At 74.8% G+C, this 16,762-nt stretch carries 18 protein-coding genes; 9 read left to right on the top strand and 9 right to left on the bottom strand.

Annotated elements, in window-relative coordinates:
- Positions 1–106: 106 nt before the first annotated feature.
- Positions 107–1,381, top strand: a complete 1,275-nt coding sequence (locus AB0D99_RS13915) for an MFS transporter (protein WP_362360110.1) — start codon at positions 107–109, stop codon at positions 1,379–1,381.
- A gap of 100 nt (positions 1,382–1,481) precedes the next feature.
- On the opposite strand, the gene AB0D99_RS13910 is transcribed toward AB0D99_RS13915, so the two are convergent.
- Positions 1,482–2,603 carry a DNA alkylation repair protein gene (locus tag AB0D99_RS13910; protein ID WP_362360107.1) on the bottom strand — a complete coding sequence of 374 codons (1,122 nt, stop codon included), beginning with the start codon at positions 2,601–2,603 and terminating at the stop codon, positions 1,482–1,484.
- Positions 2,604–2,781: 178 nt separating this feature from the next.
- On the opposite strand from AB0D99_RS13910, the gene AB0D99_RS13905 reads away from it, so the two are divergent.
- The 3 genes from AB0D99_RS13905 to AB0D99_RS13895 are packed head-to-tail and all read left to right on the top strand — an operon-like array spanning position 2,782 to position 5,056.
- Positions 2,782–3,417, top strand: a complete 636-nt coding sequence (locus tag AB0D99_RS13905) for an ATP-binding cassette domain-containing protein (protein WP_362360104.1) — start codon at positions 2,782–2,784, stop codon at positions 3,415–3,417.
- Positions 3,414–4,292 (top strand): metal ABC transporter permease, encoded by an 879-nt coding sequence (locus AB0D99_RS13900; RefSeq protein WP_362360101.1) that lies wholly within the window; start codon positions 3,414–3,416, stop codon positions 4,290–4,292. The genes AB0D99_RS13905 and AB0D99_RS13900 overlap by 4 nt, the downstream gene beginning before the upstream one ends.
- Positions 4,241–5,056, top strand: a complete 816-nt coding sequence (locus tag AB0D99_RS13895; RefSeq protein WP_362360098.1) for a zinc ABC transporter substrate-binding protein — start codon at positions 4,241–4,243, stop codon at positions 5,054–5,056. The genes AB0D99_RS13900 and AB0D99_RS13895 overlap by 52 nt, the downstream gene beginning before the upstream one ends.
- A 57-nt stretch (positions 5,057–5,113) precedes the next feature.
- Here the strand turns inward: AB0D99_RS13895 and AB0D99_RS13890 are convergent, their stop codons facing one another.
- Both AB0D99_RS13890 and AB0D99_RS13885 read right to left on the bottom strand, forming a co-directional pair.
- Positions 5,114–6,838 (bottom strand): class I adenylate-forming enzyme family protein, encoded by a 1,725-nt coding sequence (locus tag AB0D99_RS13890; protein WP_362360095.1) that lies wholly within the window; start codon positions 6,836–6,838, stop codon positions 5,114–5,116.
- Positions 6,835–8,634: a CoA transferase gene (locus AB0D99_RS13885; RefSeq protein WP_362360092.1), complete on the bottom strand. Its 1,800-nt coding sequence runs from the start codon at positions 8,632–8,634 to the stop codon at positions 6,835–6,837. The genes AB0D99_RS13890 and AB0D99_RS13885 overlap by 4 nt, the downstream gene beginning before the upstream one ends.
- A 133-nt stretch (positions 8,635–8,767) precedes the next feature.
- Between AB0D99_RS13885 and AB0D99_RS13880 the strand changes: the two genes are divergently transcribed.
- Complete coding sequence (locus tag AB0D99_RS13880; protein WP_362360089.1) at positions 8,768–9,964, top strand: acyl-CoA dehydrogenase family protein; 1,197 nt, start codon at positions 8,768–8,770, stop codon at positions 9,962–9,964.
- Here AB0D99_RS13880 and AB0D99_RS13875 read toward each other — a convergent pair.
- Together AB0D99_RS13875 and AB0D99_RS13870 are read right to left on the bottom strand one after the other, a co-directional pair.
- On the bottom strand, positions 9,951–11,177 hold the full coding sequence (locus AB0D99_RS13875) for a sugar ABC transporter permease (RefSeq protein WP_362360086.1): 1,227 nt from the start codon (positions 11,175–11,177) through the stop codon (positions 9,951–9,953). The genes AB0D99_RS13880 and AB0D99_RS13875 overlap by 14 nt on opposite strands.
- The gene (locus AB0D99_RS13870; protein WP_362360083.1) at positions 11,174–12,391 is read right to left on the bottom strand and encodes an MFS transporter; all 1,218 of its coding nucleotides are present in this window, start codon (positions 12,389–12,391) and stop codon (positions 11,174–11,176) included. Before AB0D99_RS13870 ends, AB0D99_RS13875 begins: the two co-directional genes overlap by 4 nt.
- 228 nt (positions 12,392–12,619) lie before the next feature.
- On the opposite strand from AB0D99_RS13870, the gene AB0D99_RS13865 reads away from it, so the two are divergent.
- Together AB0D99_RS13865 and AB0D99_RS13860 are read left to right on the top strand one after the other, a co-directional pair.
- Positions 12,620–13,243 carry a hypothetical protein gene (locus AB0D99_RS13865; RefSeq protein ID WP_362360080.1) on the top strand — a complete coding sequence of 208 codons (624 nt, stop codon included), beginning with the start codon at positions 12,620–12,622 and terminating at the stop codon, positions 13,241–13,243.
- A gap of 138 nt (positions 13,244–13,381) precedes the next feature.
- Positions 13,382–14,065 (top strand): sigma-70 family RNA polymerase sigma factor, encoded by a 684-nt coding sequence (locus tag AB0D99_RS13860; protein WP_362360077.1) that lies wholly within the window; start codon positions 13,382–13,384, stop codon positions 14,063–14,065.
- A 98-nt stretch (positions 14,066–14,163) separates the two neighbouring features.
- On the opposite strand, the gene rpsR is transcribed toward AB0D99_RS13860, so the two are convergent.
- The 4 genes from rpsR to rpmG all read right to left on the bottom strand — a co-directional run bounded on the left by rpsR (position 14,164) and on the right by rpmG (position 16,068).
- Positions 14,164–14,400, bottom strand: a complete 237-nt coding sequence (gene rpsR / locus AB0D99_RS13855) for a 30S ribosomal protein S18 (protein WP_362360074.1) — start codon at positions 14,398–14,400, stop codon at positions 14,164–14,166.
- Between the two features lie 69 nt (positions 14,401–14,469).
- On the bottom strand, positions 14,470–15,621 hold the full coding sequence (locus AB0D99_RS13850) for a GTP-binding protein (RefSeq protein ID WP_362360071.1): 1,152 nt from the start codon (positions 15,619–15,621) through the stop codon (positions 14,470–14,472).
- Positions 15,621–15,866, bottom strand: coding sequence for a type B 50S ribosomal protein L31 (locus tag AB0D99_RS13845; protein WP_362360068.1), 246 nt, complete (start codon positions 15,864–15,866; stop codon positions 15,621–15,623). The genes AB0D99_RS13850 and AB0D99_RS13845 overlap by 1 nt, the downstream gene beginning before the upstream one ends.
- A 37-nt stretch (positions 15,867–15,903) precedes the next feature.
- Complete coding sequence (gene rpmG, locus AB0D99_RS13840) at positions 15,904–16,068, bottom strand: 50S ribosomal protein L33 (protein WP_362360065.1); 165 nt, start codon at positions 16,066–16,068, stop codon at positions 15,904–15,906.
- 69 nt (positions 16,069–16,137) lie between these two features.
- Between rpmG and rpmB the strand changes: the two genes are divergently transcribed.
- The gene (gene rpmB / locus AB0D99_RS13835; RefSeq protein WP_362360062.1) at positions 16,138–16,374 is read left to right on the top strand and encodes a 50S ribosomal protein L28; all 237 of its coding nucleotides are present in this window, start codon (positions 16,138–16,140) and stop codon (positions 16,372–16,374) included.
- Positions 16,374–16,679, top strand: coding sequence for a 30S ribosomal protein S14 (gene rpsN / locus AB0D99_RS13830; protein WP_362360059.1), 306 nt, complete (start codon positions 16,374–16,376; stop codon positions 16,677–16,679). Before rpmB ends, rpsN begins: the two co-directional genes overlap by 1 nt.
- Positions 16,680–16,762 lie beyond the last annotated feature (83 nt).

Genomic DNA, 16,762 nt, shown 5'->3' with positions numbered 1-16,762 from the left:
CAGGAGTGCCGCGTTCGAGAGGGTACTGTAACGACAATCATTTTCATTAACCACTCCAGGGTGCGGTTCGCCGAACCGCGCCCCATCCCCGAGGAGCGACCCCACCGTGACCACCACACCCACACCGACAGCGCCCAAGTCCGCCGCTCCTCCGCCGCGTTCGGTCCTCCGCGACCCCGCGTTCCTGCGTCTGTGGGCGGGCACCACCGCCTCGGGGCTCGCGACCTGGGCCCTGCCCTTCGTGCTCGGACTCGCCGTGCTCCACCGCGACCTCGGCGCCGCGGGCCTCGGCCTGGTCCTCGCCGCCCGTACCGTCGGCTTCCTCGTCGCCGTCGCCGTCGGCGGCGTTCTCGCCGACCGGCACTCCCGTCGCGCGGTGGTCCTCTGGTCCGCCCTCGCGGCCGCCGTGGCGGCCCCGCTCCTCGCCGCCGGTCTCGGCCGTTCGCTCGTGCTGATGACGGCCGCCGCCGCGCTCGCCGGCGCCGGACAGGGCGCCTGCCGCCCCGCCTTCCAGGCGCTCACCGCCGAGACGGTGGACCCCGAGCACCGTCAGCAGGCCAACGCCGCGATGACCATGGCGGTACGGAGCTCCACCCTCGCCGGACCCACCCTGACCGCGCTGCTCGCCGCCTTCCTCGACGTCGGGACGCTGCTGCTCGGCATCGGTCTGCTCTGGCTGGTCGCCGCCCTCCTCCCGGGCAGGGGCAGTGCCACGCCCGCCGCGGCGGAGGAGCCCGCCGCCGAACCCGTCCGACGCGCCGGCTTCCGTACGGAGTTCCTGGACGGCATACGCGAGGCGCGTCGCCACCCGTGGTTCCTGGCCGGACTCGGCGCCCTCGTCGCCGTGATCGCCCTCGGCTACTCCGCCACGAGCGTCGCGCTGCCGCTGATCAGCCGGGACCGCTACGACACCGAGTGGGTACTGGCCGCGGCCATGACCGCGTACACCGTCGGCGCGCTCGCCGGCGCCCTGGTCATCGCCCGTTGGCGGCCGCGCTCACAGGGCTGGGCGGCGTTCGCGGGACTCGCCGCGTACGGCTTCGCGCCGCTGAGCCTGATGCTGCCCGTCCACCCGCTCGTGGTCGTCGCCGCGTACGCCGTCGCCGGGATCGGGATCGAACTGTTCAACGTCCCGTGGTTCACGGCCACCCAGCGCGAGGTCGCCCCGGACAAGCTGGCCCGCGTCTCCTCGCTGGACTTCCTGGTGTCCTACGGCCTCGCTCCGGTCGGCCTCGCCCTGATCGCCCCGGCCATCGCGTTCCTCGGGGTCACGACCGTACTGGCGGTCTGCGCCGCCGCCTGTTTCCTCGTACCGGCCGCGGCGGCCCTGGTGCCGACCGCCCGCCATTTCGGCCGCACTCCCCCGGCGACGACCGGCTGAGACGGGCCGGGCTCGCCGGACGACGCCGGGACGCACCGGACCGCGGTCGGACACGGCCCCGCGCACGCCGTCCGGAGGGCCCGCGCCCTCCGGACGGCGCTCATGTGCGCAGGTCGAATCGGCCGGTGGCCCGGACGAGACCGTTCACCTGGATGTCGACCGTGTGCTCACCCGCGTAGTACCGGCGGGTCCGCACCTCCCTGATCGCGTGGCTCTTCTCCAGCGACCGCCGCTCGCCGGGGCCGAGTTCGAGGGTGGCCAGCTTGAAGACCTTGGGAGTGCTGCGGCCGTTCTTCCGCACGTGGTGCACGACGTAGTCGACCGCGACGCGGTGTGCCCGGCCGTCGGTGTTCTCGATGTCGAAGCCGATGAGCAGGGTGTCCCCGACGGCCACCGACCCGGGCGTGAGACTCAGCCGGGGCACGCGGACGTGCTCGCCGCCCGTGGCCCCCAGGAGGGCGAGGGCCTGCTGGTCGCCCTTCTTCACCAGCGTGCGCAGTCCGTGCGTGACGATCCGGCCGGTCTCCGGGGTGGGGCTCTCCTCCATCCATCGCAGCGCGGTGGCGAGCGCGAGACCGGGTGCGTCCTTGGAGATGTCGTTCAGGTTGTTGGCGACGGACCTGCGCACGTACTCCGAGCCGTCGCTGCGCAGCGGTTCGAGGATCTCGAGGACCGGCCGGGGGTCCTCGACGAACATCGTCAGGGTCCGGGCCCAGGGCAGGTGGGAGCGGATCCCCTCGCTCGCGAGGCGCCGCACGTGGTGACTCGGGCTCCGCGCCCAGTGGGCGACGCGCTCCATCGTCGGCGCGTAGTGCTGTTCGACGTAGGGCCGGATCGCGTACTCGCCCGTGTGCCGCTTGGTGATCTCCTCGATGGCGTCCAGCGACAGATCCGGGTGGTCGAGGCCGTACTCCTCGACGAATCGCGCGACCGGCATCAGGAACCAGCTGTTCGTGAACATGCCCTCGCCCTCGGCGAGTTCGTCGCCGAGGATCGCCAGGAGGACCGGCACGGCGTCGGCGTAGTCGGCGGGCAGCCGGGTCCGCAGGCCCTCGGCCAGGACGAGGACGCGGTCCTTCAGCTCCTTGCCGGGAATGCGCGAATCGACCTCGGCCGCGTAGCCCTCCACGTCGAACCCGGGCTGGACGGCCCTGATCCTTCCGCCGAGCAGCCGCGCCGCGTCGGCGTCGAAGTACCGCTTGAGTCCGTACTCGCCGGCCATGGTCCTGGTGCCTCTTCGTCTCGTTCGTACGGGGTCGACCTGGTCGCTCGGGCCGACAGGCAATCTGCCACATCGGGTGAGGATCCCGCCGCGAGTTCCGGCGCACACCGCGGGAACTGGGCGGGTCCCGCGTCCGACCTCCTCCACGCACCTCCACGCGAGCGGTGAAAGGCAGAGGATGGGCGGACTGGACATACGCATGCGCGACGTCGCCTGCCGGCATGGCCGCAACGAGGCCGTCGTGAGCGTCGACCTGGACATCGCCGCCGGCGAGCGGGTCGCGCTGACCGGCACGAACGGGTCGGGGAAGACGACGCTGCTGCGCGCGGTCCTCGGCCTGCACCGGCAGACCAGCGGCACCATCGAGGTCGGCGGACGCGGGGCGCGCTCCGCCGCGGAGTGGGCGTGGCGACGGCGTTCGTGCGCGTGGATTCCGCAGAAGCCCGCCACCGGGCGGTTCCCGCTGCGCGCAGACGAACTCCTGGCCAGTAGTGGCGCGTCGGCCGAGGCCGCCGAGGCGGCGGCGAGGCTCGGGGTGGGCGCGCTCGCCGCGCGGCCCGTGGACACGCTGTCCGGTGGACAGTTGCAGCGGATGTACCTGGCACGGGCGATCGGCTGCGTGGCCGCGGGGGCTCAGGTGCTGCTGGCCGACGAGCCGACCGCCGCACTCGACTTCGCGGGACAGGAGGAGGCCGCCGACGTGCTGACCGCGCTGCCGGTCACCCTCGTCGTCGTGACCCACGACCGGGCGCTCGCCGCGCGGTGCGACAGGGTCCTGGAGATGGCCGCCGGCCGGCTGCGGGAGGCGAGGTGACGACCCTCGCCGCCGCCGACCTCGGCGCCATGCTCCAGCTCCTGCCCGTGCAACGCGCCGGGGCGGCCCTGCTCCTGGCGGCCGTCGGTCTGCCGGTGATCGGGGTCGTCATCGTCGGGCTCGACATCATGCCGGTGCGGTTCGCGATGATGCACGTGGCCCTCCTGGGCATCGCCGTCGGGCTGCTGACCGGACTCGACCCGATGCTGTGCGCGCTGGTGGCCTGCGCCCTGTCGGGGGCGGGGGTCGCACCCCTCGCCCGCACCCCGGACGGACTCTCGGGCGCCATGGGCCTGTTGATGAGTCTGGCCATCGCCGCGGCGCTGCTCGTCCTCGCCGTGTCCGGCGTCAACGCCTCCGGGGCGTTCGCGCTGCTGTGGGGCTCGATCCTGTCGGTCGGCACCGCCGACCTCGTCGTCCTCGGCGCCCTCGCCGTCCTCGTACCGGCGTTGTTCTGGTGGCGCCGCCGTGATGTGGCGCTGCTGCTGTACGACCGCGAGCTCGCCCAGTGCTCGGGGGTGCCGGTCCGCTTCCTCACCACCGCGCTGCTCGTCCTGGTCGCGGTCGCGGTCGCCGGGGCGATCAAGCTGACCGGGGCGCTCCTGGTCGACGCCCTCACCCTGCTGCCCGCGCTGGCCGCCCGGCGCCTCGGCCGCTCCCTGGGGTCGATCACCCTCTGGGCGGTCGGCATCGGTGTCGCCGTCAACCTCAGCGGATTTCTGCTGGCCCTGTGGCTGGACTGGCCCCCCGGGCCGGTCCTCGTCCTCACGGCGGGGGCCGTCGTCCTCGCCGCGCACCTCGTTCCCGAACGGAGAGACCACTCATGGCGCGCACCCGCGTCCGCACCGTCCGCCTCACTTCCCTCGTCGCACTGAGCGCGGCGCTCCCGCTCCTCACCGGATGCGGGGGCGAGGACGGCTCCGCCTCCTCCTCCACCGGACAGAGGGCCGCCGGGCGCGAGCCGGTGGTCGTCGTGACGACCACCTGGGAAGGCGCCTTCGCGAAGGCCGCCGGGGCCGAGGACATCACGGTGATCGTGCCGCAGTCGGTGCACCACGCGCCGGACTACGACCCGAAGCCCTCCGACCTGGCCGCCGTCGCCAAGGCGGACTTCGTGCTGTACGCGCCGTTCGAGCCGTACGCCGCCAAGATCAAGGAGGCGGCGGGATCGAAGGCGAAGCTGGTCGAGGTGAACCTCGACAACGACCCGGCCAAGGCCGGGGCCGAGATCACCCGCCTGGGCGGCCTGTTCGGCACCAAGGACGCGGCCTCGCAGTGGAAGACACGCCTCGACGGGGAGGTCACCAAGCTCAACGGAGAGCTGAAGGCCGCATGGCCGGGCGGCAGGAGCCCGGCCGTCGTCACCCAGGCGTTCACCGGCTGGGCCGCCGGCCTCGCGGGCGCGACCACGGTCGGCGCCTACGGCCCCGAGCCGGTCACCCCGTCCCAACTGGCCATGCTCTCCGCGAAGAAGCCCGCCCTGGTCCTCGACAACGCCCACATGTCGACCGGACCCGTACTGCCGGACTCGGGTGCGAAGCAGGTGCGGATCGTGAACTACCCGGGTGAGGACCTGGACCTGCTCGCGGTCTACCGGAACGCGGCGGCCGAGCTGAAGAAGGCCATGAACGGAGCCTGACACCGGGCCCGTACGACGGGAGGGGAGGGCCGCGCCACCACGCGGCCCTCCCCTCCGTCACGCCCCGGCCGTCACGCCCCCGGCCGTCTCGCGGTCCCGCTCCTCCAGGACCCGGCGCCTCAGCGCGGCGCGGTCCGGCTTGCCGGCGGCGGTCAGCGGCAGCGCGTCCAGGGCCAGCACGTGCTCCGGGTGCTTGTACCGGTCGACACCGCGCACGGCCAGATACGCCCCCAGTTCGGCCGGTGCCGGCGCCTGCGCCCCTCTGGTCACCACGCAGGCGGCCAGCCGCTCCCCCATCAGCGGGTCCGGGACACCCACGCACACGACGTCCCGCACCGACGGGTGACCCGCCAGTTCGCGTTCCACCTCGGCGGGGCTGATGTTGGCGCCGCCGCGTATCACGACGTCCTTCAGACGCCCGACGACGTGCAGGACGCCCTCCTCGTCGAGGTATCCGAGGTCCCCGGTGCGCACCCAGCCGTCGGGGGTGCGGTAGCGGGCGTCGAGGTCCGGGGAGGCCACGTAGCAGAGGGGGGTCATGGGCCCGCGCGAGACGATCTCGCCGATGCCGCCGTCGGGCAGGGGCTCGTGGGTCTCGGGGTCGGCGACCACGATCTCCGCGACACGCGGGTCCGGCCGGCCCGCGACGACCCCGGACCGGTCGGTGGGCGGGACCGTGTGCTCCAGCCCGGTGTGGCAGTTGACCCCGTCGGCGGAGCCGTACAGGTTCACGACCCGGCAGCCGAACGCCGCGGCTGCCGCGGTGGCCGTGACCTCGTCCAGCGGGGCGCCGCCGAGCACGAGCGCGGTGGGGGCGGGCACGGGACCGGTGGGGGCGGGCACGGGACCGCCCGTCACCGCCCGGCCGGGACCGGCCTCGCCCGTCCCCTCCAGGTGCTCCAGCATCATCCGGATCATGGTGGGGACGCCGAGGACGTGCGTGGGGCTGTGCTCGCGCATGGCGTCCAGCGCGGCCTCGGGGGTGAAGTGGTCGAGCAGGACGAGGGTGCCGCCGTGCCGGGCGAGGGTGACGGCGGTGCCGTTGGAGCCGAAGGCCGAGGCGAGGGGCACGAGGAAGAGGCAGCGGGGCGGGGTGTCGTCGGGCATGAGCGAGGCGAGGAAGTTGCCGCGCCCGCCGGCCAGCGCGTTGTGGGAGTACGCGACCATCTTCGGCTCCGCCTCCGATCCCGAGGAGACGAGGATGCGGGCCGCGCTGTCGGGGTGGGGGCGGGCCGCGACGAAGCCGGCCGGATCGGTCCGCAGCAGCTCTCGGAGCGGGATCGTCCCCTCGGGCACCTCGCCCGGCCCTGCGGCGATCACGTGCCGCAGCGCGGGCAGCGCGGACGCGAGCGCGGCCAGGTCGGCGGCGTGCGTCCGGCCCCGGTGCTCCACGGCGGCGATGACGGCCACGGCCTCGGAGCGGCGCAGCAGGCACTCGGCCTCCACGGCACCGCGACCGACCGGGAAGGGCAGCGCGACCGCGCCCAGCGCGGCGAGGGCCAGATCCGCGATGACGGCGTTGCGCCGGTCGGGCAGTTGTACGGCGACGACGTCCCCCGCGCCGACACCGAGGCCGCGCAGGCCCTCGGCCAGACCCCGGACCCTGCGGTCCAGCGCCGTGTAGCAGAGCTTGCCCTTGGCGTCGAGGATCGCCGTGCGGTGCAGGTCCGCGATCTGGCGGGCCCGGAAGAGGCTGTACAGGTCGAGGTCAGGACAGGTGCCGTCCACGGCCCAGGAGCGGCGGAGTCCGGCGGGCAGCAGGTCGGTCAGGGCGACGGTCACACGAAGCTCCAGGGGTCGGGAACGGCGAGGGCACCGTGCGCGTCCCGGCTGATCGAGCCGGACAGGCGCGGGTCGTGGGGGAGGGCGGACAGGTCGGTGCTCACGGCGGTGGCGGTGAGGCCGTCGGAGCGCAGCCGGTGCAGGGCGTCCTCGGTGCACATCCCCCGTACCTCGTACGCGGCGGCGGCCCGCGCGCTGTCGTCGGCCGGCGCGATCCAGCCGTCCGCCGTGGCGAGCGGGTGCCGGAAGCCGGCCGGGCGCCGGGGGTCGCCTCCGGCGGCGGCCCGGCGCAGGGTGGGGGCGAGCAGGGTGTCGGCCGCGCCGAGCAGCGAGGAGTCGACCCGCACGCCGTGGCCGGTGCGTTCCCTGAGGAGGATCCCCGCGAGGACGGCCTCGGTGCCGTGCAGGCCGCCCAGGACGTCGAGCAGGGTCATCAGGGACGGCGCGGGGGGCTCGTCGGCCGGGTGGACGGCCTCGCCCACTCCGGTACGGGCCTGCACCATGAAGTCGGTGCCCATGGGGGCGTCGTCGAGCCGGTCCGCCCAGCCTCCGGTGTAGGCGTAGACGAGGGACGGGTTCACCGCGGCCAGGTGCTCGGCGTCGAGTCCGAGTCCGGCGGCCTTGCCCGGGGCCCAGTTGTGCAGGAACACATCGGCCTCGGCGACGAGTTCGCGCAGACGACGCCGGTCGTCGGGCGACTTGATGTCGATCTCGGTGGCCTCCTTGCCCCGGTTGAGCGCGAGCCAGCGGGCCGAGACGCCGGAGCAGGCGGGTGGCATCCCCCGGAGCGGATCGCCGTCCGGCGGCTCGATCCGGATCACCCGGGCGCCGAGCAGCCCCAACAGGTGCGCGGCGAGCGGGGCCTGGATGCGGCGACCCGCCTCCAGGACCGTCAGACCCGCCAGCGGGCGGCCCGCCTCCGGCTGGCCCGCCTCCGGCCCGTGGGGACGTGGGGGCGCGGGGGCGCTCGCCCCGTGCCCCGCGCCCAGGGCCCGCAGTGTCCACGGGTCGGCTCCGTCGTCCTCGCCGGCCCGCTCGGCGAGGGTGCGCAGCCGGCACACCTCGGCCCCGGATGCGCCGGCCGCCCGGCCGAGCCGGGCCCAGGAGTGGCGCCGGGTCACCTCGTGCAGGATCTCGGGCAGGGGGGCGCAGGCCGTGGCGTACCGGAACTGGAAGGGCCGCCAGCCCGCTCGTATCGCTTCGGCGGGAGCCTCCAACGCGCGCCAGAAGGCGGCCCAGGCGCCGGGATCGAGCGTCTCCAGCTCGAACAGGACACCGTCCGCGGAGGCGAACGGCGGTCCTCCGGGGGCGGGTTCGACGGCTTCCGGTTCGTCGGCCCCGGCGGCGGCGAGGTACTGGGAGACGGTGAGCAGCCCGGCACGGTCGGCCGTCGTCCGCACCGGGGCCGCCGGTCCGCCGCGCGCCTGGCCGACGAGTCCGGCGAGCAGGCCCTGGACGGTGAGCACGCCGGTGGCGGCGGCCAGGTGGTCGACGCCCAGGCCGCGCGGCGCCCCGTGCCGTCGGCCGTGGACGGCCATCACGCCGGTGACGGCCTGGGCGGTGGCCTCGTCGTCGACGCCCGACCCGGCCGCACCCCAGGCGGTGCGGGCGGTGACGGGCGTGAACCCGCCGCCGCCGAGCGTGATGTCCTCGCCGCCGCCGTCCCGCGCCCCCGCCCCGAGCCGCCGCAGATGGTCGGCGACGACCCCGGTCAGCGCCGGGGGGCCGGCGATCCCGAAGGTCAGGGCGTCGAGCGGACGGCGGACGGCGGTGTGCGTGGTCGCTGGTGACGCCATGCCTCTCCTCTTCCTGGGCGCCGCGCGGGGCGGCGCGCGGGGGGGGTGTCACGGTCGCGGGAACTGGCGGGCCGGTTCGCCCGACCACCTCCACGGACAGACAGTCGGACGCGTGTTCTGTCGAGTTCCCGCTATGGAGGCAGAAACGGTGATGGATCATGACGTGACGGATGTCGACGGGCTGCGCGGGCGGGTGGCCGCCTTCGTCCGCGACGAGGTCTTTCCGTACGAGAGCGGGCTCGACGCCGGTGGCTCGTCCGCCGCGGAGCTGCGGCGCGGGTTCCGCGAGCGGGCACGCGAGGCAGGTCTGTGGGCACTCCCCCTCCCCTCCGAACTGGGCGGCGGCGGGCTCCCGTTGAGCGCGTACGCGTCGCTCGCCGAGGCCGAGGGCGCCAGCGACCACGGCCCCGCGGCCCTGGGATCGGCGTCCCTGCTGGACGTCACGACCCTGGCCCGGCACGGATCGGGGCGGGTGCGCGGGGAGTACCTCGCCCGTCTCGTCGCCGGGGACCTCCGTGCCTGTTACGCGATGACGGAGCCGGACAGGCCCGGCACCGAGCCCGCGCTCACCACGACCCGTGCGGAGCGGCGGGCCGGCGGCGGGTGGAGCGTCACGGGGCGGAAGTGGTTCGTCTCGAACGCGGCCGACGCGGACCTGGTGACCGTGCTCGTCCGGACCGGCGGCTCGCCCGGGGACCGCGACGGCCTGTCCCTCCTCCTCGTCCCCACCTCCTCCCCCGGCTTCCGTGTCGTGCGCGAACTACCGGTGCTGGGCGCGACCGGGCAGTACGAGATCGAGTGGGACCACGTCGAGGTCGACGAGGACCATCTCGTGGGCGAACCCGGCCGGGCGCTCGCCGTCGCGGGCGAGCGCCTCCAACTGGGGCGCACGCTGCGGGCTCTGCGCTGGGTCGGCCAGGCGCAGCGGGCCTTCGACCTCATGTGCGACCGGGCCGCGGAACGGCAGGGGGCACGGGGGCCCATCGGAGATCGTCAGCTCGTCCAACAGCATCTCTTCGAGAGCCTGTTGGCGCTGCGGACGACCCGGCCGCTGGTGTACGAGGCGATGGCCCTGGTCGCGGCGGGGCGGGACGCCCACGTGGAGGTCGGGCTCGCGAAGACGGCGGCGGCCCGCACGCTCCAGGACGTGGCGGACCGTGCCGTGCAGGTGTTCGGCGCGGCCGGTCTCGGACCCGACACGCCGCTGCCCGCGCTGTTCCGCACGGGACGGACGGCCCGCATCCTCGACGGGCCCGACGAGCAGCACGTGTCGTCCGTCGCCCGGCGCGTCCTGCGGAGCCGGTCGCTCTCCGGAATCACACCCGTCTGAGGTCGACCCGCCCGAGGAGCGCGGAGAGCCCGAGGGCCAGGAAGAAGTCCCCCCACACCAGTTCGTGCCGGACGGCCGTGCCGCTGTGCGGGTCGTAGCAGCCGTCGAGAAGCATGCCGGCCGGGCGGACCCCTCCCGGCCGGGTGAGGTGGGCATGCGCGAGCCGGTGCAGGACGGCTTCCGCGCGGTCCGCGCACCCGGAGGCCCACGCGGCACCGGGGACGAGCGCCAGCTTCAGCAGGGCGACCGCCGTGATGGCGGCGGCGGAGGTGTCCAGGGGGCCGTCGGGGTGGTGGGCCCGCGCGGGCGGAACGAGCGGGCCTGTGAGGAACGCGCAGCTGTCGAGGAGCTGTTCGGCCGCACCGCCGAGCCGGTCCGGGAGCCGGTCGGACCGGTCCGTGGGCCCATGGGTCCGGTCTGTGGGCCCATGGGTCCGGTCCGGTGACGGGCGGGACCGGTCCACGGGCCGGAGAGGCCGGTCCCAAGGCCGGTGGGCCCGATCCGGGGACAGGCACGAACGCTCCTCCGCCCTCCCCTCCCGCAGCAGACCGTCCGCGACCGCGAGCAGCAGCCACGCCTCACCCCTGGTCCAGCCCGGCCGCGGGTCCGGTTCGGGCCCCCAGCCGGATCGCGGCTCCCATCGCCATGCCGGTGTGGGGCGCCGGCCGCTCTCGCGCGGCAGGCACAGGTCCAGGTGGCGGTCCAGGTGGGCCGCCGCGGCGGCCCGGCCCCGCGGCCCGGCGGTGGCGAGCAGCGGTACGAGACCGGGGACCCCGTCCACCCGGGCACGCGGTCGGGGACCGCCGAGCGCCGAGCCCCACGGGATCAGGCCGAGCCTGTCGTCCAGGTCGCCGAGCGCGGCCTTCGCCGCGCGCTCCCGCAGGGCACGGGCCGCCGCGTCCCCGGTCGCCAGGGCCGTGCCGTACCAGAGGATGAGGCCCCGGGTCGCGGTGTCTGCCTCGGCCCAGGGGGCGAGGCGCGCGGTGACGGCCGTCGCCACCGCGCGGTCTCCGTCGCTCCGCGTGTGCCGGGCACGCAACCAGAGCAGTCCGGCCCAGAAGCCTCCGGTCCACGACCCTCGTCGCGTGGTCGTCCAGTGGCCGTCGGCCGGATCGGCGTGGAGCGGGAAGCGGTCGCCCACCTGCTCGACGGTCTCCCCGACCCGCAGGTGGAGGAGGCCGAGGGCGTCCTCGGCCCAGCCTCCGGCGGTCACTTCGGACCACTCCTCGTCGTGCGGCGGTCCCTGAGGGCCCAGACGAGGGCGACGGCCCCGGCGAGGGCGAACTCGACGGCGACCAGGACCCACCCCTCGCCGTACCTCCCGTCCTCCGCGAGCCGTCCGAACACCGGCGGCCCCACGGCGAACCCGGCGAAGAAGCCCGCGGCGACCAGCGCCGAGTCCTGCCCAGCCCTGCCGGGCGCGGAGCGCTGCATCACCAGCACCATCGAAACGGCGTTGCCGGACACGGCGAACACACCCACCGCCACGGCGGCCACCCACACGAGCGGCTCGACCCGCACGGCCGCGGCCAGGAGCGCGGCGGCGCCGACGGCCCCTCCCGCGAGCAGGCTCGGCAGCCAGGGGGCCCGGCGGGGGGTGGCGGCACGCGACCAGCCGACCCGCCCCACGATCCCGGCGACGCCGAGGACGGCGACGAGCACCCCCGCCACGGCCGGTCCCATGCCGAGACGTTGGGCGCCGAACAGCGCCACGTACGTGTTCACGGAGGCGATGCCCGCGCCCAGGAAGAGCGAGAAGGCCGCGAGCCAGGGCACGAGACCGCCGGAGGGCGCCGATGCGAGCGGACGGGCGCCACCCGTGGGCGGCTGGTCCGCCGGCAGCACCCGCCACGCCCACAGCGCCGCGAGAAGGGCCGCCCCGGCGGCCACCCACACCGCGCCCCGCCAGCCGATCACCCCCGCCGCCGCCGCGAGCGGCAGCCCTGCCGCGAAGGCGCCGAGCTGGACGCCGGACTGTTTGGCACCGGTCACCGCTCCCCGCTCGGGTGCCGGGACCGCGGCCAGGATCGCCTTGTTGGTCGCCGGGTTCGCCAGCGCCTGCGGCAGACCGCCGAGCGCGACGGCCGCGAGCAGCAGGGCGGCGCCGGGGGCCGCGCCGATCAGCCCCAGGGCCGCCCCCGAGACCAGGAGGAGCGCCACCAGCGCCCGGCGGGGGCCGATCCGGTCCACGACGCGTCCGCCCACCGGCGAGAGGACGGCGGCGGTGCCGAAGCCGACCGTCGTGGTCAGGCCGAGCAGCGTCTCCGAGACGCCGAGCCGGTCGACGAGGTGCGGGCCGAGCGCCCCGATGAGGAAGAGCTGCATCATCGAGAAGGCCATGGCGGTCGTCAGCAGCGCGGTCGGTCCGCGCACCGCGCCGCGCCCGGTGCGGGCTCCGCTCGATGCCGCCGTGCCTGCGGTCCTCACGCGACGTTCCTCCCCCGCGGCGCCCGGGCCGTCCGGGGGTCGCTCTCCAGGAAGTCGTGTCGAGGGGGCCGGAGGTTCCCGAGGCGCTCTTGTGGCGTGCGCCACAGTCGCGTACGCATGACCCGGCGGATTGAACGCGCCACTCGTGCGAACCGTAACCGCACTCACAACTCCCGGGAGGGGTGCAAGGATGGGCGGGTCATGACACCGGGCCGATGTTCGCGAGGAGTGCGTGCCGCGACGTTCGCGGCGCTCTGTGTGCTGCTCGCGGCCACCGGCCACGTCCTCATGTCGGAGCGGAGCGTGCCCGGTTGGGCGCTGGCCCTCGCGTTCGTCGGCACCGTGACCGTCGCCTGGGCCCTCGCGGGCCGCGAGCGCGGCCCGTTCGTCGTCACGGCGACGACCGTGGCCGTGCAGAGCGTGCTGCACACCGTCTTCTCGTGGTCCCAGCCGGCCGGTGACGCGCACGCGCACACCGCGAACACGGTGATGGGACAAGGGCACATGGGCCACATGGCCATGTCCCACGCGTCGGCCGCGGGCTCCGCGAGCACCCACGAGATGACGGACCTGTCCTCGTCCTTCGGCATGGTGTCGGCGCACCTGCTCGCCGCCGTCGTGAGCGGGCTGTGGCTGGCGTACGGGGAACGGGCCGCCTTCCGGCTGCTGCGGGCGCTGCCCGCGGCGCTGTTCCGGCCGCTGCGGCTGCTGTTCACCACCGTCTCCGCCGTCGCCGTGTCCCGGCCCCGGCTCCGGCTTGTCCGGGCCGGTGACGAGCGCGCTCCGAGTCGGCTGCTGCTCGCCCACTCCGTCGTCACCCGGGGTCCCCCGCAGGCGATCGCTGTCCTCTGACAGCCGGCTTCCCGGGCCCGACGGCGCACGTCCGTCACCCGGGCATCGGCCACGCCGTTCCGGGCGGGCCGTACCCCAGTCACCGGTGGCGCGTGCGCGCGACGCCGGATTCCCCTTGCCTCGTAAGGACTTGTGGCGATGACCCCTGCCCATGACACCCTCCAGCAGGAACCGACGAGAACGTCCCCTGCCCCGCACACGGCCGAGACCGACGCCGCGACGACACTGCTCGCGCTGGCGGCACGGGACGGCGACCCGGCCAAGGCCGACCTCTTCGTCCGCGCCCTGCACCGCGACGTCTGGCGGTACGTGGCCTATCTCAGCGCCGACCGCCAGGCGGCCGACGACCTCACCCAGGAGGTGTTCCTCCGCGCGCTCGCCGCGCTGCCGAGGTTCCAGGGCCGTTCCTCGGCCCGTACCTGGCTGCTGTCCATAGCGCGCAGGACCGTGGTCGACAGCGTGCGCCACGCGGCCGCCCGGCCCCGGCTGTCCCACCACGACGACTGGCAGGCGGAGGCCGAGCACACCCAGCCGCGGGGGCTTCCCGGCTTCGACGACGGCATCGCCCTCGCCGAACTCCTCTCCGCGATACCCGCCGAGCGGAAGGACGCCTTCGTCCTCACCCAGCTCCTGGGCCTGCCGTACGCGGAGGCCGCCGAAGCCATCGGCTGTCCCGTCGGCACGGTCCGTTCGCGGGTGGCGCGGGCCCGGGCCTCGCTGATCGCCCTGCTGCGGGGAGAGGAGGATCCCCGGCCGGCAGTGCGCCCGGACGCGGATGCGGCGGCGCGCGGGACCCTCACCCGGGCTCCCGCCCTGGCCTGAGTTCCCCCGCCACGCGGGAGAGGGGGGCGGAATCGCGAAGTGCCGCGCTCCCGCCCCCCGTTCCGGAATGGCGGGACGGGCGGTGAGGCGACGGGGCCCTACCGGCTGACGTACGGCAGCAGCGCCATCTCGCGGGCGTTCTTGATGGCGGCGGCGAGCTGCCGCTGCTGCTGGGCGGTGACCCGGGTGACGCGGCGGCTGCGGATCTTGCCGCGGTCGGAGATGAACTTCCGCAGCAACTCGGTGTCCTTGTAGTCGATGTAGGTGATCCCGGCCGCGTCGAGCGGGTTGGGGCGGGACTTCACGGGCTTGCGGGGGTCCTGGCGGCGGGCCATGGCGGCGCTCCTCGGGTCGAGTCCGTCGTGGGGGCAGTGGGGTGGGTGGGGTGGGTGGGGTGGGTGGGGTCAGGCGGCGTCGAGCAGGGAGTCGAAGGCGGCGGGGAGGCGCTTCCACCCGTCGCGCCCACCCGCGTACTCCTCGTCGGTGAGGAGGCAGGACTCCAGGAGTCGTTCCAGTCCGTCGCGGTCGAGACCGGGTGAGGTGAAGACGAGGTGCTGGCAGCAGTCGCCGTGCTCGGGATGCCAGTCCAGGGCGGCGGCCGCCCGGCGCATCGGCGGGACCATCTCCCAGGCGGCGTCGGGCAGGGAGGCCAGCCAGGGGCCCGCGCTCTCCACGCACAGCGCTCCGCCCGCGGCGTCCCAGGCGAGCAGGGTGTCGGGGCGATCGGCCAGCCAGAACCGGCCGCGGCTGCGCGCGGCGGCGCAGCACAGGTCCTCCAGGGCCCGGTAGAGGCGCTCGGGGTGGAAGGGCCGGCGGCGGCGCCAGACGAGCGTGGTCACGCCGGCGTCGTCCGCGTCCTGGGGCAGCAGTGCGCAGGCGGGGTGCTGCGCCGCCGCCGCGGCCTCGACGTCGAATCCGGCGAAGGCCGCTGTGACGAGATCGTGCGAGCCCGCGGCCACGCGGCGTGCGGTGGGGTGCAGTTGGGCGAGCAGCGCGTGGTCCTCGTCGTCGGCCTCCTCGTTGTCGACGACGGCGAGCACCGGCGCGTACTCCAGCTGCCGGGCCCAGGTGTCCCCGACGGTGCGCTGATCGGTGGGGGCGGCGGCGAGGCCGGTCTCGGCGAGGTCGTCGCCGTTGGCGAGGTACGGCAGCACGAGGGCCGGGTCCACCGCGGTGATCACATTGGTGAGGACCAGGTCGTCGCCGCCGTGTGACGCGACGACCTCGGCCATCGCCTTCGGCTCCACGGAATCCCACAGTTCGACCACCGCGAGCCGGGTCGGTCCGGTTCCGGCCAGCCGCTTCAGCTCGGGCACGAGGTCCTCGCGCAGCGCGCAGCACGCGCAGTCGTCGACCAGGGGGGTGTGGCCCTCGGACAGGAGCCCGTCGGCGTCGCGGATCAGGCGGCGCACCGCACCGTCCGCCGCAGCCGTCAGGTCGTGGTGCAGGGCGACGCTGCCGGGGACGGCCCGCAGGAGGTGGCCGACCACCTCCGCACGGGCGTCGGAGTGGAGCCCGGCGACGATGACGACGGGCAGTCGCGGGTCCCGCGCCATCAACGGGCCCCGTAGCGGCGCTCGAAGCGTTCGACGCGTCCCGCGGTGTCCATGACGCGGGCGGTGCCTGTGTAGAAGGGGTGGCTGGCGGAGGAGATCTCCACGTCGACGACCGGGTAGGTGTGCCCGTCCTCCCACTCGATCGTCTTCGGGCCGGTCATGGTGGAGCGGGTGAGGAAGGCGGTCCCGGAGGCGGTGTCGCGGAAGACGACGGGGCCGTAGGCGGGGTGGATGCCGGGCTTCATGTCGGTGGTGTCCTTCGTGTTCGGGGCGGGTTCGCGGTCAGCGCTCTTCGCGGAAGTCGACGTGTCGACCGGCCATGGGGTCGTACTTGCGCAGCACCAGCCGGTCGGGGTCGTTGCGGCGGTTCTTGCGGGTGACGTACGTGAATCCGGTGCCCGCGGTGGAGCGGAGCTTGATGACCGGACGGAGTTCGTTGCGTGCCATGACGCTAGTATACGGGAACGGTTTTCATTTCCAATAAGCGATGACCGCAGAGAGAGGCAAATAACACCCATGTCCGCCCACTGCCAGCTGACCGGCGCCGAGCCGGGCTTCGGCAACACCATCTCCCACTCCCACCGGCGCACCTCGCGCCGCTTCGACCCCAACATCCAGCGCAAGCGCTACTGGCTGGCCGGCGAGGGACGGCACGTCCGGCTGACCCTGAGCGCCAAGGCGATCAAGACGATCGACGTGATCGGCGTCGAGGCGGCGGTGGCCCGGATCCGGGCCCGCGGAGGGAAGGTCTGATGGCGAAGAAGAGCAAGATCGCGCGGAACGAGCAGCGCAAGGAGACCGTCGCGCGCCATGCCGCCCGGCGGGCCGAACTGAAGGCGATCATCCGCCGCCCCTCGTCGACCGCTCAGGAGCGCGGAGCCGCCCGGGCGGAACTGGACAGGCAGCCGCGCGACGCCAGCGCGACCCGGGTCCGCAACCGCGACAGCGTCGACGGCCGCCCCCGCGGCCACCTGAGGAAGTTCGGCCTCTCCCGGGTGCGCGCCCGGCAGCAGGCCCACGCCGGCTTCCTTCCGGGCGTGACGAAGTCCTCCTGGTGACCCCGCGCGGATGACGCACCCGGCCGACGGCGGCGAACGCGCCTCGTCGGCCGGGATCTTCTTACCGGTCCATGACGTACGGC

The organism is Streptomyces sp. NPDC047971 (assembly GCF_040653355.1).
GTDB lineage: Bacteria > Actinomycetota > Actinomycetes > Streptomycetales > Streptomycetaceae > Streptomyces.
The sequence above is the reverse complement of the archived record's forward strand: the minus strand, read 5'-3'. Positions and strand labels throughout refer to the sequence as shown.